Source organism: Noviherbaspirillum sp. (assembly GCF_036563305.1).
Lineage (GTDB): Bacteria > Pseudomonadota > Gammaproteobacteria > Burkholderiales > Burkholderiaceae_D > Noviherbaspirillum.
The window spans coordinates 66,416-82,595 of sequence record NZ_DATCMQ010000014.1 but is presented as its reverse complement, the minus strand read 5'-3'; the positions used below and the strand labels follow the sequence as shown (position 1 = coordinate 82,595).

Annotated in this window: 4 protein-coding genes; 3 read left to right on the top strand and 1 reads right to left on the bottom strand. The window is 68.0% G+C overall.

All coding sequences use genetic code 11. The features are described from left to right. Positions 1 to 9: 9 nt before the first annotated feature. The 3 genes from VIM12_RS13180 to VIM12_RS13170 all read left to right on the top strand — a co-directional run bounded on the left by VIM12_RS13180 (position 10) and on the right by VIM12_RS13170 (position 13,441). Positions 10 to 11,505, top strand: a complete 11,496-nt coding sequence (locus tag VIM12_RS13180; protein ID WP_331942111.1) for a filamentous hemagglutinin N-terminal domain-containing protein — start codon at positions 10 to 12, stop codon at positions 11,503 to 11,505. Between the two features lie 497 nt (positions 11,506 to 12,002). Next, on the top strand, positions 12,003 to 12,779 hold the full coding sequence (locus VIM12_RS13175; protein WP_331942110.1) for a hypothetical protein: 777 nt from the start codon (positions 12,003 to 12,005) through the stop codon (positions 12,777 to 12,779). A gap of 179 nt (positions 12,780 to 12,958) precedes the next feature. Next, positions 12,959 to 13,441: a hypothetical protein gene (locus tag VIM12_RS13170; RefSeq protein WP_331942109.1), complete on the top strand. Its 483-nt coding sequence runs from the start codon at positions 12,959 to 12,961 to the stop codon at positions 13,439 to 13,441. 82 nt (positions 13,442 to 13,523) lie between these two features. Here the strand turns inward: VIM12_RS13170 and VIM12_RS13165 are convergent, their stop codons facing one another. Beyond that, positions 13,524 to 15,848, bottom strand: coding sequence for an EAL domain-containing response regulator (locus VIM12_RS13165; RefSeq protein WP_331942108.1), 2,325 nt, complete (start codon positions 15,846 to 15,848; stop codon positions 13,524 to 13,526). Between the last annotated feature and the right edge of the window lie 332 nt (positions 15,849 to 16,180).

Here is a 16,180-nt window from a genome sequence, read left to right as displayed (position 1 = left end):
TTCTGAATCATGAATGGTCACGGCTCACTCAACCGCATCTTCCGCGTGGTATGGAACGCCAGTCTCGGCGTATGGCAGGTCGCTTCCGAGATTGCGCGCAGCAAGGGCAAAACCAAGGCATCGCGCAGCGGGCCGCGCGGGCTCGCGAGCCTGACGGCGGGCACCATCCTGGTGCTGTGTCACGCGGGGGCGCTGGCGGACCTGCCCAGCGGCGGGCAGGTGAGTGCGGGCACCGGGACCATCGGCGGCCCGAGCAACGGCAAGCTGGTGATCGAACAGTCGAGCCAGAAGATGGCGATCGACTGGCAGAGCTTCAGCGTCGGCGCCGGCAAGACGGTGCAGTTCGTCCAGCCCTCGGCCGAGGCGATCGCGCTCAACCGCGTGCTCGGCGGCGACCCTTCGGTCATCCGTGGCACGATCAACGCGAACGGCCGCATCGTCCTGCTGAACCCGAACGGCATCCTGTTCGGGCCGACCTCGAAGGTGGAAGTGGCGTCGCTGCTGGCATCCACGCTCAAGATGAGCAACGAGGATTTCATGGCCGGCAATTTCCGGCTTGAAGGCGATTCGACCAGCGCAGTGATCAACCAGGGCAGCATCCGCGCGGCGGACGGCGGTTTCGTCGCGCTCGTCGCGGGCAAGATCGAGAACGTCGGCGACATCAGCGTGCGCGGCGGCGAAGTCCTCATGGGCGCCGGGCGCAAGGTGCGCCTCGACCTCGGCGGTCCGGCCCGGATCGAAGTCGACGAGGCAGTGATCGACGGCTATATCCGCAACGGCGGCCTGATCAGGGCCGAGGGCGGCAAGGTCGTGCTGACGATCAAGGCAGCGGGCGAACTCGCCAGCCTTGCGATCAACAACGAAGGCATCATCGAAGCCACCGGACTCGCACGCGGCGACGGCGGCATCATCCGCCTCCATGCCGAGGGCGGCACGGTGGCCAGCAGCGGCCAGCTGAACACCAGCGCAGCCGAAGGCAAGGGCGGCCGCATCGAAGTGACCGGCGACCGCGTCGGCATGCTTGACGGCAGCGTCACCGACGCGTCCGGCGCGACCGGCGGCGGCACCGTGCTGCTCGGCGGCGACTACCAGGGCGGCAACGCAGCCGTGATGAATGCGGAACGCAGCTTCGTCGGCGCCGGCGCGACCGTGCGCGCCAATGCCGGAGAAACCGGCGACGGCGGCAAGGTCATCGTCTGGGCCGACGACCGCACCCGCTTTGCGGGCACGATCGAAGCCAGGGGCGGCGCGCAGGGCGGCGACGGCGGCTTCGTCGAAGTCTCCGGCAAGAACACCCTGGACTTCCGGGGCGCCGTCGATACGTCGGCCGCGCACGGCAGCAACGGCACGCTGCTGCTGGATCCGACCAACCTGACCATCGGCAAAGTCGCCAGCTCGGCCTGGATCAGCCGCGACGGCGACACCTTCGGCGACTTCACCGCCGACACCGATCCCAACCCGGTCCATGACTTCTCGTTCATGCGGGTCGACGTCCTGGAAGCCGCGCTGGCCAACAACAACATCACGGTGCAGTCGGTCTGCAACGCCGCCAATTGCGCCGGCAACATCACGGTGCTCGATACCATCACCTGGAACAGCGGCAAGGCGCTGACCCTGGATGCGACTGGCAGCATCGACATCAACGCCGACATCGCCGCGACCGGCGCTGCCGGCAAGACCGGCGGCAGCTTCAATGCCGTCGCCGGCGGCGACATCAACGTCAACGCCAACATCATCGCCGACGCCGGCGCAGCCCTGAACGGCGCCGGGCTCGCCGGCGGCAACGTCACGCTGAGCACCACGGCAGGCGCCGTCAGGCTGGCCGACGATGTCGTGATCAGCGCCGCAGGCTCGGCCGCGGCGACCGGCAGCGGCGCCATCGGGGGCGCGGGCGGAAAGATCGCCATCGACAGCACGACCGGGATTGCGCTGAACGGCGGCGACCTGCTGGCCAAGGGTGGCGTCGGCGACGGCATTGGCGCCGCGGGCCAGGGCGGCAGCATCCGTCTTGCCACCACGACCGGCGCCATTTCCCAGGGCAACGGCAGCAGGCTTGCCGCCGGCGCGCTGCTGATGCAGTCCACCTCGGGCGCCATCGACCTTGGCGCAGGCAGCAATGCCATCGCGCGCCTGGCCGCGCAGTCCGATACGGGCAGCATCGCCTTCCGCAACCGCAACGACGCCGGTCTTGAAATTGCCGAGATCGACGGCGTGCGTGGCGTAAGCACCGGCGGCGCCGGCAGCATCACGCTGGCAGCACGCAGCCTCCAGATCGATGCCGATGTCACCAGCGAAGCCGGCGACATCACGCTGCGCGGCGACGCCGGGCAGGCGGACGCCAGCTACACCGGCGTGACCCTGAACGGCACGCGGGTGACGACGCAGGACGGCAGCATCACCATTGCCGGCCGCGGCGGCGACGCCGAAGGCGGCGGCCAGGCAGGCGTGGCGCTGCTGGACGGCGCGGTCGTGAAAGCCGGCGGCACCGGTTCCGTCAGCGTGACCGGGCAGGGCGGCGCGGCCACGGCGGACAACGGCGGCGGCAATCACGGCGTCATCATCGAAGGCGACGGCAGCCCCGATTCCGGCACCATCACCTCGGAAGGCGGCCTGGTCACCGTCAATGCCACGGGCGGCATCGGCGGTGACCACAACAACGCCCTGGTGTTCAAGGACAACGGCCAGGTCGGCACCGCCGCCGGCGACCACGCGGTCGTCATCAGGACGACCGCCGGCGAAGGCCAGAACAGCGTTGCCTACGCAAGCGACGCGGCTGGCGCCGTCATCCACACCGGCACCGGCGCGCTGACGCTGATTGGCGACGCGCTGCAGGTCAGCGGCGGCGAGGAGGGCGTCGTGCCGGCGGTCACGGTGCACAGCGCAGGAGCGCTGAGCATCCAGTCCGCCTCGGCGAGCTTTGCGACCCCGTTCAGCCTCGACGCGTTCGCCAAGGACTTCGTCTTCAATTCCACCGGCAACGGCCTGAATGATCTTGGCGGCCTGACCGTTGGCGCAGCCGGCAATACGGCAGCCATCAACATCGACAAGACGCTTGACCTGGGCAACCGCGCGATATCGCTGACGGGCGGCGACATCACGCTGCAGAAGGGCATCACCGCGGGCAGCCTGACTGCAAGCGCGAGCGGCAACATCAGCCAGAGCGGTGATGAGAGCAGCTTCACGCTGCAGTCCGCCACCCTCGACAGCAAGGGCGACATCGCCCTGCGTGGTACCGACAACCGGACCGGCGCCCTGACCGCGACGGCGGCGGGCACGCTGGCCTTCGACAATGGCGGCAACCACCTCAACCTCGGTGGCATGCTGTCGGCGGCAACGGTCGAGCTGAAAGCCGGTTCGATCAGCCAGACCGGGGGGATGATCAAGGCAGACAGCCTTGGCGTTACCACCAGCAACGGCGGCGCCACGCTGGGGATGGGCAACAACGTCGGCACGCTCGCCGCGGATATCGCAGGCGGCAGCTTCAGCTTCAACAACGGCGGCAGCGCCAAGGCGCTGACCATCGGCGCCGTGGGTCAGCAGACCGGCATCGACAGCACCGGCGGCGTCACCTTCAGCGGCGTGCAGGACCTCGACGTCGCCCAGGGCGTGCAGGCGGCCAGCGTGACGGTGAACGCCGGCGGGCGCAACATCGACCTCGGCACCGAGACGGCAGGCAAGCTCTCGCTGACCGATGCGGAGATCGACCGTATTGCCGCGTCCTCGCTCGTCCTGACCACCTCCGGGTCGGTCGCCAATACCGCCTCGGTGCGCGCGCAGGGGCTGAACGGCATGACCATGATCGCCGGCCAGGGCATCGTGCAGTCGAACGGCGCCGAGCTCGGGTTCAGCGGCACGGACAATGGCTCGCTCACGCTGACCAGCACGGGCACCGCGGAAAATACCGGCATCGGCGGCACCGCCGGCGCCGACCTGGTGACCGTGGGCGCCTCCAGCCTGGTGCTTGCCTCCGCCCGCGAGATCCGCGTGGATGCGCGCACCCGCGCCGGCGGCGTCGGCAGCGCCAACCTGGACAAGCTGCACATCACCTCGACCAGCGCGGGCGACAGCTTCGACTACCGGGTGCGCTCGACCGCCAACCTGAACCTGTCCGGAACCGGGGTGGCGCCGGGGTGGCACAAGGCCGACCCGAAGGGTACGTACCACATCAACCTGACCAACACCGACGCGCTCGACTTCAGGTTCGACGGCAATGCGCCGATCCTGATCACCGGCACCAGCAACATCGGCGCAGCCGATTTCATGCTCAACAGCGCCTACGGCATCAACGTCGCCAATGCCATCAACGGCACCAGCGGCACGATCACGCTCAAGGCCAATGCCGGCGGCAATGCGGGCAATTTCATCGGTGTCGACATCGGCAGCGCGGTCCGTACGGCCAGCGGCAACATTGTCATCGAGGGTCGCGGCGGAAGCGGCCGCAACCCCGGCGACTTCGGGAGCGACTATGGCCAGCAGTACGGGGTCAATGTCGCCGGCGTCCTTTCCGCCAGCGCGGGCGGCAAGATCAGCGTCAACGGCCAGGGCGGCACTTCCTCGAACGGCTCCGACAACGACGGCATCGCCGTCGCCGGCTCCATCACCGGCACCGGCGGCCTGATCGCCCTCAACGGCAGCGGAGGCAGCGGCTACTGGCAGGGCGTCACCAGCAACGGCATCGCCTTCACCGGAACCGGCCACATCACCAATGCCACGGGCAGCGTGAGCCTGGCCGGCAAGGCGGGCAGCGGCAACAGCAGCCGCGCGATTGAACAGCAGGGCAGCGGCATCATCACCGCCGCCGGGCTCGAAGTGGTGGCGACCGCGTCCGGCGCCGCCATCCTGGACAACGACAACAACATTGGCACGCTGGCGGCCAACGTCAGCCAGGGCTTCGTGTTCGATAACGGCGGCCGCAACCTGGTCATCGGGACGGTGAACGGGCGGGCCGGCATCTCGGAGACGAGCAGCGGCGCGATCAGCCTGAACGACATCGAGGCGCTCACCGTCGCCGAATCCCTGCAGATGGGCAGCGGTTCGCTGCGCATCGCGGCGAACACCATCAACGTCAACAATGGCAAGAGCATCGGCAACGTGGCTTCCGGCAGCACGCGCAACGTCGACATCTTCCTGACCGGACGCGCCGACAACGGCGCGGTGTCCGCCAGGGCGATCAATATCGGCAGCAGCGATGCGGGCCGCCTGTCGGTCACTGCCGGTTTGCTCGACAACCTGTATGGCAGCAACCTGGAACTGGCGACCAGCAGCACCATCGACATTACCGGCGACACCGACTTCACCCGCATCGGCAACGGCCTGACCCTCAGCAGTGGCGGCGCCATCGCGAACACCGGCGCGCACCACCTCAACCTGTCGGCGGCGCGGAACGACGGCAGCGTCACCCTTCGCGGCGCCAGCGTCGGCGCCGATGGGGCCGCCATCATCACGCGCGGCGCGGACCGCATCAGCGTGACCTCCGGCGCGCAGATCAACGTCGCTGCCTTGACGGACAACACGCAGGCGGACGATCCGATCGCGCTGCGCTCGGTGGCGCTGCGCTCCACTTCCGGCGGCCAGGACCTGAGCTACCGCGTCAACGGCGCCGGCCTGGACTATTCGGTCACCGGCACCGAGGGCAGCTATGCCGTCGATGCGTCGGCTACCGACGCGGGCCCGGTCAGCTTCAGCTTTTCCGGCAACAGGTCGGTCGATGTCACGCAGCATTCCGATCTCAAGGGCGGCCATTTCGTCGTCGAGGCAACCACCGGCAACGTCACCGTGAATGATGGCGTGACGATCACCGCCGGCAGCGCCACGCTGGTGGCGGCCGACCATGTCAGCTTCGCCGGCAGCGCCGCGCTGACGGCGAGCGGCGGCGTCACCCTGCATTCAGGCAACGCCAACGGCGCGCTGACCACCGGCAGCGGCGCCATCAGCGCCGGCACGAACATCGACATCAAGGCCGATACCATCGCCCTCGGGGCAGGCGGACTCAGCGCCGGCAACAGGATCGCGCTCAATCCCGTTACCCGCACCCGCGCCGTCCAGCTCGGCGGCGCGGTGGACGGCGCCAGCCTGTCGCTGACGGCCGCGGAACTCGCCGCGATCCGCGCGGGCGAACTCAGCATCGGCCGCAACACGCAGAACGATCCGCTGTCCGGGGCCATCTCGATTGCCGGTGCAGTGGACCTCTCCGGCAAGATCGGCGCGCTGTCCCTGAACAGCTACAACAGTGCGGTCAACCAGGCCGTCGGGGCGGCGATCACCGTCGACAAGCTGGGCATCTCGCTCAACAGCGGCAACGTCCGCCTGGTCGAGGCAAACAGGATCGGCAGCTTCTCGGCTTCCACCGATGGCAGTGTCGTCCTCAACAATGCGGCGGCGCTGACCGTCGGCGGCATATCGTCCGCCGGCAACGCGATCGACGTGACCAGCAGCGGTGACCTCACGGTCGCCGGGCCCGTCAGGTCCACCGCCTCGGAAAGCAATGGCGCGCTCATCAAGCTGACGTCGACGAACGGCGTGCTGGCCGTCAAGGGCGACATCAATGCGTCCGGCTCGTCCACCTACAGTGGCGGCGCGCGCAATGGCGCCGACATCATGCTGACCGGTCAGTCCGTCGAGATCGGCACCGCGAGGGTCGAGACCAACGGCTCCTCCCAGTCGGGCGAGGGCGGCACCGGCGGCAGCGCCGGCGCCATCCTCGTCGATGCGACCGCCGGCAACGGCACTGTGACGCTGGACGGCGCCACCCTGAGTTCGGTCGGCGGCTACGGCGAAGGCGCCTATGGCGCGTCGAGAAGCGTGGTGTTCAACGATGCCGTCGTGCTGGGCGCGATGCGCGATACGGCGTTCGGCAACAGGACCGTGTCGATCTCGTCCGGCGCGGCGGGAGTACGCTTCAACAACATCGTCGAGGGCGGCGCGACCGGCGGCAACAACCTGACGCTCGATGCGCGCAGCGGCTTCGGCACCAGCGCGACCTACGGCGACGTCGTGTTCGCCTACCAGGCCGGCGCCGGACGCGATATCGGCAACGTCACGATCAACGCGGCGCGCAACGTGCAGGTCAACGGCATGAACGCGGCCGGCTTCAACCAGCAGATGGGTACGGGGACCACCACGGTCGCGGGTACGCTCAGGGCCACCGGCAGCGCCGGCATTGCGATACGCAGCGAAAATATCACCAACGGCCCGTTCGCCTCCTACACGACCACCGGTGGCGGCAACATCGTGATGGCGTCGAAGGGCAACCTGGTACTGAGCAACACCGGCGCCTACAACGCCACCGGCAACATCGACCTCACCGCCGAAGGCGGCATCAGGATCGACGGCGGTGCGCTGACCACTGCCGGCGCGGGAATCATCTTCCGGTCGGCGACGACGTTGGCATCCGATCTGGTCATCGACACCACCAACGGCGGTGCGGTCGCCACCGGCGGCGCAGTCTCGTTCATCAGCACGCTTGATTCGGACGGTACGGCGCGCGCACTCCGCATCGCCGCAGGGACCGGCAACGACGTCAGCTTCGGCGGTACGGTCGGCGGCACGTCCGCGCTCGGCGCGGTCACCATCGCCTCGGCCAGGAACGTGGATGTGGCGACGATGAAGGCGGCGTCGTACAACCAGCTTTCCGGCACCGGCGCAACCCGGTTCAACGGCGCGGCGACGCTGGCGGGGGACGTCGGGTTCACCGGCAATGCGCTCAGCGTCAACCAGGCGCTTACCGCGAACAAGATCACGGTCAACAATGCCGGCCAGTTCACGACGGCCGCAGCCGGCGACATCAGCGCCGCCAATGGCTTCACTCAGGGCGGTACGGGAGCCAGCGTGCTGGCGGGGGACATCCGGACTACGGCGGCGGATGCCGACATCCGCTTTGCCGGGCCGGTCGCCGTGGCGGGCACGCTGACTCTCGACACTGCTGCGGCAGGCGGCGACATCGCCTTCTCAGGCAAGATCGACGGCAACATCGCCAACGACACCGGGACCCTCACCCTGAACGCCGGCAACGGCGAGATCGGTTTCGGGGACAAGATCGGTGCCGACAAGGCGCTCGGCAACCTGGTCCTGAACTCGACCCGCGACGTGGTCCTGCCGGCAACCGTGAATGCACGCAGCATCGCCACAGACGCCGGCGGAGGCACGACCTTCGTCGAGGGCGCAGCGATCACCACCAGCGCAGGACAGACCTACCGCGACGCGGTGACGCTGACGGGCGACGCGGTTACGGCCAGCACCGGCAACGGCGCGATCGGCTTCCTCGGCGCGGTGGCCGGTCCGCATGCGCTCGCCGTCAATACCGGCGGCGCCACCACCTTCGGCGCAACGGTGACGCTTGCCAGCCTCGCGACCGACGCCGGCGGCAGCGTCGTATTCAACGGCGGCGCAGTCACCACCACCGGCAGCCAGCGCTTCGGCGAGCAGGTGCAACTGGGCGCCGACACGCAGTTCACCAGCACCGGCAACGAGGACATCCGTTTCGGAGGCGCCATCGACAGCGCCGCGGGCGGCAACCGGGCGCTGACGGTGGACACCGGCGGCACCGTCGCCTTCGGCGGTGCGATCGGCGCAGGGCGCGGATTGTCCACCATCCTGGTGGAAAACCGCGAGGGCGCCCTGCTGATGAATGGCGGCACGGTGAATACGCTCGGCAGCCAGCGCTACCACAGCGGGTCGATCGTCCTCGGCGGCGACACCGTGCTGTCGAGTTCAGGCGCAGGCAACATCACGCTCGGCGGCAAGGTCGACGCCGCCATCTGCACCGTCGCCTCGCTCGATGTGCGGACCCAGGGCGAGACTATCCTGGGCGGGGCAATCGGCACCTACCGACCGCTCTGGAGCCTGATCACCGACGGCCCGTCCACGCAGGGCAATGTGGTCAACTTCGCCCAGGGCAAGGTCGTGACCATCGGCGAACAGCGCTACGGTGAAACGGTGGTGTTGAGCGCCGACACCAGCCTGACCAGCCTCGGCCAGGGTGATATCCGCTTCGGCGGCACGGTGCAGGCGGCAGCGGACGGCGTGCAGTCGTTGGGTGTCGACACGTCCGGCGATATCGTCTTCGATGGACAAGTCGGCGGTCCTGGCGCCCGCCTGGCCAGCCTGGACACCGGGGTCAGCATCGACGGCACCGTGCGCATCAACGGCGGCGGCGTCTCCACCACCGGCGACCAGGTATATCGCCAGCCGGTGGCGCTGGGAGCGGACACGCTCCTCGCCGGCGCCAACGGCGGCTTCGGCGGCGGCGTGGACGGCGGCGGCAAGGACCTGACGCTGCAGTTCTCCGGCACCACCGGGATCGACGGCGGCAAGTTCGTCAACGTGCAGGACTTCGCCAGCGTGGGCAGCGGCGTCATCAATGTGACCGGCACCGTCGCTACCAGCGGCACCCAGTCGTACGGGAACAACGTCGTGCTCGGCGCGGATACCGTCCTCCGGAGCACCGGCGCCGGGGCGGACGGCGCCATCACGCTGAACGGCACCGTCAACGGCGCCCACCAGCTTGCCGTCGAGACCGCGGGCAAGACGACGCTCTCGGGCGAGATCGGCGGCACGTCCGCACTCGCCGGCATCAGCACCGACGGGCCGGGGACGACCGCCATCAGCGGCAACCTGCGCACCACCGGTGGCCAGTATTTCGGCGACAAGGTCGAGATCGCCGGCAACACGGTACTCAGCAGCACCCGCGGCGGCGACATCGTGTTTGACGGCGACGTCGATGGGCCGGGCGCCCTGGCGGTCAATACCGCCGGCGCCACCCGCTTCGAGGGCGAAGTCGGTGGCACCGCTGCGCTGGCCAGCCTGAGCACCGATGCGGCAGGCAGCGTCGCCGTCAATGGCGGCGGCGTCACCACCATCGGCGCGCAGGTCTACGGCGATGCGCTAACGCTGGGCGCGGATGCGAAGTTCGCCAGCACCGGCAACGGACAGGTCCGCTTCAACGGCAGCGTCGACGGCGCCCACCGGCTGGCCGTCGAGACCGGCGGTGAAACGACCTTCGGCGGGGCGGTCGGCGGCAAGACCGCGCTGGCCGGCGTGAGTACCGACGGCGACGGCACCACCACCATCAGTGGCGGCCTCGTGCGCACCAGCGGCGCCCAGGAATACGGCGACGGCGTCACCCTCGGTGCCGGCACCACGCTCACCAGCACCGGCGCCGGCGATATAGCCTTCCGCGGCACGCTGGACGGTACGCACGCCTTGTCGGTGAATACCGGGGGCAACACCGTGTTCGACGGCGCTGTCGGCGGCAAGACGGCCCTGGCCGGTCTTGCGACGGACGGTGCCGGCGGCGTCGCAATCAATGGCGGCGGCGTGACCACCACCGGCGCGCAGCACTACGGCGACGCGGTGAAGCTGGGCGCGGATGCGCAGCTGTCCAGCGCGCAGGGCGGCAATATCGTGTTCGCCGCGGCGATCGACGGCGCGCACCGGCTTGGCGTCAGCACTGGCGGCACGACACGCTTCAATGCGCCGGTCGGCGGCAAGACCGCGCTGGCGGGCCTGCACACCACCGGCAGCGGCGGCGTCGTTCTCGGCGGCGGCGGCGTGAACACGACCGGCGACCAGCGCTACGACAATGCGGTGACGCTCCAGGCGAACACCGTACTGGCAAGCAGCAAGGGCGGCGATATCCGTTTCGATGGCACGCTGGACGGCGCGCACGACCTGCAGGTCAACACGGCGGGCAGCACCACGTTCAACGGCGCCGTCGGCGGCAAGACGGCGCTGGCGAGCATCGCGACAGATGCCGAAGGCCAGGCCGTGATCAACGGCGGCCAGATCCGGACCACGGGGGCGCAGTCCTTCAAGGACGGCGTGACGGTAGGTGCGCATACGGTGTTTGCGGGCGGCGGAGCGATCTCGTTCGACACGCTTGACGGCCCGTGGGACATCACTGTGAACACGGGCGGCGTGACCACCTTCGGCGGCGCTGTCGGCAGCGTGAGCCCGGTCGCGAACCTCACGACCGACCGCACCGGCACGGTCGAGATCCATGGCCCGTCGATCACCGCGACCGGTACCCTGCTGTTCGACGATCCTGTCCACGTCATGAAGCCGACGGTGGTCAAGGCGGGCAAGGACGCGCTGTTCTATGGCGACGCCAAGAGCGGCAAGGAGTTGCTGAGCGTGACCGCGGGCGGCCGTATCCAGTTCGGCCGTCCGGTGGACAACTTCAAGAACTACCTGCCGACGCTGTTCAGTGCTGCCACCCAGGCCGCAACTGCCCCGGCGCCGGCCGTCCAGCCGCCGGCGCCGGTATCGACGGACCTCGCGGGAGGAGCCGGCAACCGCCAGCAGGGCGTCGGCCGCCTCCAGGTCGTGAATGTGTCGCCGGCCGCGCCGGACGTCGGCAGCAGCAGCACGCAGGACGTCAGCGAGTCGGCAGTGAACCAGGCGGTCGGCCAGATTGCCGCCGACGACAGCGCGCGGTCGATCACGTATGTGGTCACCGTCAGGGGTGGCGTGCGGACGGCAGACGACCAGAAGGAGGAAGCAAGGTAACAGCACGCTTCATACGTCCCTCCGGGCGTTTTCCCGGGCGCGGTGGGCGGATGCCGCCCGCCGCGCCGGGGGACGCCCTGTCGTGGGAGGAACGCTCGCGGGTGCGAGCATGCCGGGCGCCGCACAAGGGGCTCGACAGAAAAGGCCAATGTATTCATTGGCCTTTTCTTTTGCAGTGCAGGTCCTGGCCGACGATGACGCTGGTGCATGGAACCGGCTTGGCCAAGTCCCCACCTATTGGTGACGGAACGTTTCGCGCCGGCCGCCCGGCTCGCCATGCCCCGGCAGTGCCGATAAGACGTCCTGCTGCTTATTCCAGGGGCCACTCGGCGCCACGCCGGGGAGCCGCGCGTGATCCCGAAGGCGGAAGAAAAGCGTGTTGCGCCGTCCCGCACGCGAGCCGGCGGCACGAATTTGCTGCAGCGGAGGCGAACCGGTCGGCCGTCCGCACCACTGATTAGCTGTCTCCTGCCATCACAACTTCTCACTCCTTGCCAATGTTCAGAAACCTCACCGGAAGCCCGGTCCCAAACTACGACCTGAGAACGGCCTCGCCAACTGCTGAACCGGGCAGCCCGCTGGCCATGGCAACGAGCAGCAACAGTCACAAGCGCAAGGCCGAAGATCAGGGCGCGGCCAAGCCTCCACCTGCCCGGCGACCACGATTCATGCTCGCCGGTCGACAGGTACGGTCGGCGGCTCCAGGACCGGTCCTGCTTGAGGCCGCCACCGTTCCGGATGCCATCGAGAAGATGAGAGCGGATCTGCTCGCATATGAGGCGCAATCCAAGGTCTCCCGCTGCATGGCCCCCGAGCAGAAGGCGCAATGCGAAGAAAGGATCTTTCAGACGCGCGAGACGCTCGACGAGCTTGCAGAAGCGTATGCGGATCGCGGGGAGCACCGCGACAGACAGATTTTCAAGACCGCAGAAGGGGGAACGATCAAAGGTCTGTTGAGCGTAGAAATTGCGCCTGCTCATGAAGGCGGGCCCGATGCGTTCTGGCTGAACTACATCGTGGCGGCCCCCGGCTCCCGTGGTCACGGCCGGGCACTGGTACTGGCTGCCGTCAACTGCTCGGAGCGGGCAAACTTTGACGGAAAGCTGCACGTAATCTCGTCATACGAAGCGTCCCACGCCTTCTACTGGCATCTCGGGTTCGAGGGCTCGCCGGACCCGATTTCGCTGGATCCAGGCAAACATCCGGAGATATACAGGAAAGTAGAAGGACAATGGGTTTACGCCCGAACGGACGGCCATGCCTGCGATGGATAGAAGCGGGCTAGGGTGTACATGGGTAGCGTCGCGCGCAGGCCCGGATCTCCGCTGAGGAGCGCACGCGTACGCGTGGTACGCCGAGCACCGCCGGCGCGAAGACGGGCCGCGCATGTCAAACACGGCCCGGTGCGGTACGCGAGCAGCTGTCCCTTTGCCTTCCTTCACAGGTCACTAAAATGAACATCAGTCTATACGCCAGCCAACCGCAAGTATCGTCACCCGTGCATGAGACACCGCAGGAGGTAGTGACAGGTTCATCGAATGCCGCGCACGCGAATGCGGCGGTGGAACCCGGGCGCCCGGCCCCGCCGCCGCGGCCGCCCTCGCGCCTGCTCACGCAGATGGCGGCGCACATACAACGGCGGCACACCGACCCGTCGTCGCCCCTGTTGCCGAGTCAAAGCGAGCTGGCAAGGTGGATCCTTTCCCCGCCGGCCTATGCGAAAGCGCTCAGGACCGAGATGTCCGGCCACAAACACGAGGCACTTGTCGCCCTCGCCAGGGCCGCCGTGCCGGAAGTGCGTGCTGCCGCGGAGGCCGAGCAGACGCGGCGTGAACATGAAGAGAACGCCGTCATCGAATTCAGGGACAATCTGTTGCGATTGGACGGGGAGCTGGAAGCGAGAACGGAAGCCGCGTATGCGAGGATCGAAAGCTGATTCGCGCATGTGCACGCGGGAGCAAAGCGCTTGATCCGGTCGCGCGGCTTGCCGACCGCGGGAGCGCGCTGCCGGAAACGCGTCAGCCCGCGGTCGTGCCCGCGGCGCTGCCGGCCGCCGCGCGCAACTGGGCCTCGAGCTCGGCCAGCGCAACCGGACGGCCGAAGTAGTAACCCTGCATGGCATCGCACTTGAGCAGGCGCAGGAACCTGGCCTGCTCTTCCAGTTCGACGCCCTCGGCGACGACGTCCAGGTTGAGCGCGTGCGCGAGGGAGATGACTGCCGAGACGATCGCCATGCCGTCGGAACTGCTGGTCATCGGCGCGATGAACGAACGATCGATCTTCAGCGTGTGCACCGGCAGCTTGGCCAGGTAGCTGAGCGAGGAGTAGCCGGTACCGAAATCGTCGATCGCAATCCGCACGCCCTGTGCCTTGATGGCCTCGAGCTTGCGGACATTGGTTTCGATGTCACGCATGAACAGGCTCTCGGTGATCTCGATCTCGAGGCAGCCGGGCGGCAGGCCCGAAGCAGCGACGGCCTCGCTTACCAGCAGCGGGAAACGGTCATCGCAAAGCTGGTGGATGGACGCGTTGACCGATACCCCGGGCACCGCGATGCCCCGGGCGCGCAAGGCGGCGAGATCCTTGAGCGCCTGCGCGATCACCCACTGGCCCACCGAGGCGATGAGGCCGGTTTCCTCCAGTATCGATATGAAGCGCACCGGCGGCACCAGGCCTGTCTCCGGATCATTCCAGCGCAGCAGCGCCTCCAAGCCCACTGTCCGTCCGCTGGTCGAGGCGACCTTCGGCTGGTAGTACAGGACAAATTCTTCCTTCTCGATCGCGCGACGCAGCTTGTGTTCCAGCTTGAGATCCTCTGCGACCCTGGTGTGGATGGAAGACTCGTAGAACCGGTAGGGCTGGGCGTCCAGTTTTGCCTGCATCATGGCGGCTTCCGCGTTCTTGAACAAGGCCTCTGCGGTCTCCCCGTCCTCGGGGTATCGCGCCACGCCGGCGGCGAGCGTGAGGCTGAGTTCTTCTCCGTTCAGGACGAAGGGCGCGCGCACCGCGCCCTCCACGACGCGCTCGACCCTGTGCGCCATGGCGGTCAGGTCATCGTCGTCGAGGATGGACGCGAAGGAGGCCGCGCCGACGCGGGCCAGCCGCTCCGGGTTGCGCGCGAGGGCGGTAAGGCGCCGCGCTGCTTCGCGCAGGAGCTCATCCCCGGCGTTGCGACCGATGGTTTCGTTGACCACCCGGAACCGGGTGATATCGCCGACCACCACCGCCAGCGGACGCGAGGTCTGCCGGGCGCTGCTGATCATCCGCGACAGCTGTTCGGTGAAGAACGCGCGATTGGGCAATCCTGTCAGCGGATCGTAGTACGCCAGGTATTGCAGGCGTTCTTCCTTCTCGATGTACTGCAGTCCGAAGGAAATATCGCCTGCAAGTTCATTGAGCAGCTTGAGCTCCTGCTCGTCGAAGAAGCCCACTTCGTCGGCGAACAGCGACATGACGCCCACCACCTGCCCGTCCACGAGCAGTGGAAAGGCCGCGACCGACCGGTGTCCGTGCGACTCCAGGTCGGCCAGCACCTCGCGCAGGGCCCCCGCGCGGGAAATGTCCTGGCAGATGACCGGCCTCGCCTCGCGTGCCGCCACGCAGGCCGGACGCTCGCTGTAGGGCGTATCCGGGCGCGCCGTCAGCCGTACCTTCGCCAGGTAGTCGTTGCCTCCGCTGGCGGCGACAATCGCGCCGTCCAGCGTGTCCTGGTCGATCAGGCCGATCCACGCGGACCGGAATGCGCCGTGGGCGACGGCGATCCTGCACGCCTCCTCCAGCAGCCGCTGCCGGTCATGGATACGCACGATGGCCGAGTTGATGCCGCTCAGCACCGCATAGATGCGCGTCAGCCGGCTGATCTTCACCTCGTTCTCGCGCAGCGTCCTTGTTCGCTCGGCCACCTGCTGTTCCAGCCGGGTGTTCTGCATGTGCAGGTCATCCTGGTAGGACTTGAGGCGCAGGAGGTTGCGCGCGCGCGCGATGAGCTCCGCGGGATCGACCGGTTTCGCAAGAAAGTCGTCGACGCCGGCCGAAAGGGCAGCGAGGCGGATTTCCTTGTCGGCCGACGCCGTGATCATCAGTATCGGAAGATTCCGCGTCTGCTCGCGCTTGCGCAGTGCCACGACGAGGTCGAGACCCGTCATGCCCGGCATCAGGTAGTCGACCAGGAGCAGGTCGGGCGCTTCCTCAACGCAGATCTGCAGTGCCTCGCGGGCGTTGGTCGCCCGCAGCAGCACGCAGCCCTCGTTCTGGAGACAGGTGTGATAGAGGTCGAGAAGGATGTCGTCGTCGTCGACCGTCAGGATGGATTGACGTTTCGTTGCGCGGTCGTGTCGGTCCATGGGGCGCGTCTTGTCGGAAAAACACCTACGAGAGCACCCTCGCAAAGAGCCGGCGCCGTCGCTCGTCCGCAAGCATAGCGGAAGCAGGAATTTTCCGTGCGGCGTCCCCGCGACATGCACTGGCGGGGTGGGTCGCAAACGCTCTGGATGGGCATTCCGGACATTGCCGGGTGTCGGGTAAGCGTCACCGCCGGCATCGACCTTGCGCGCTTCGAAAGAGGATGACTTCGACCGCGCGTCCCGCTCAGCGTCGCGCGCGAGCTGGTTGTATTCCTCAAGAGACCCGGCGGCCGGCCCCGGCTCGGCGAACTCCTCAACGTACAGGCGCAGGA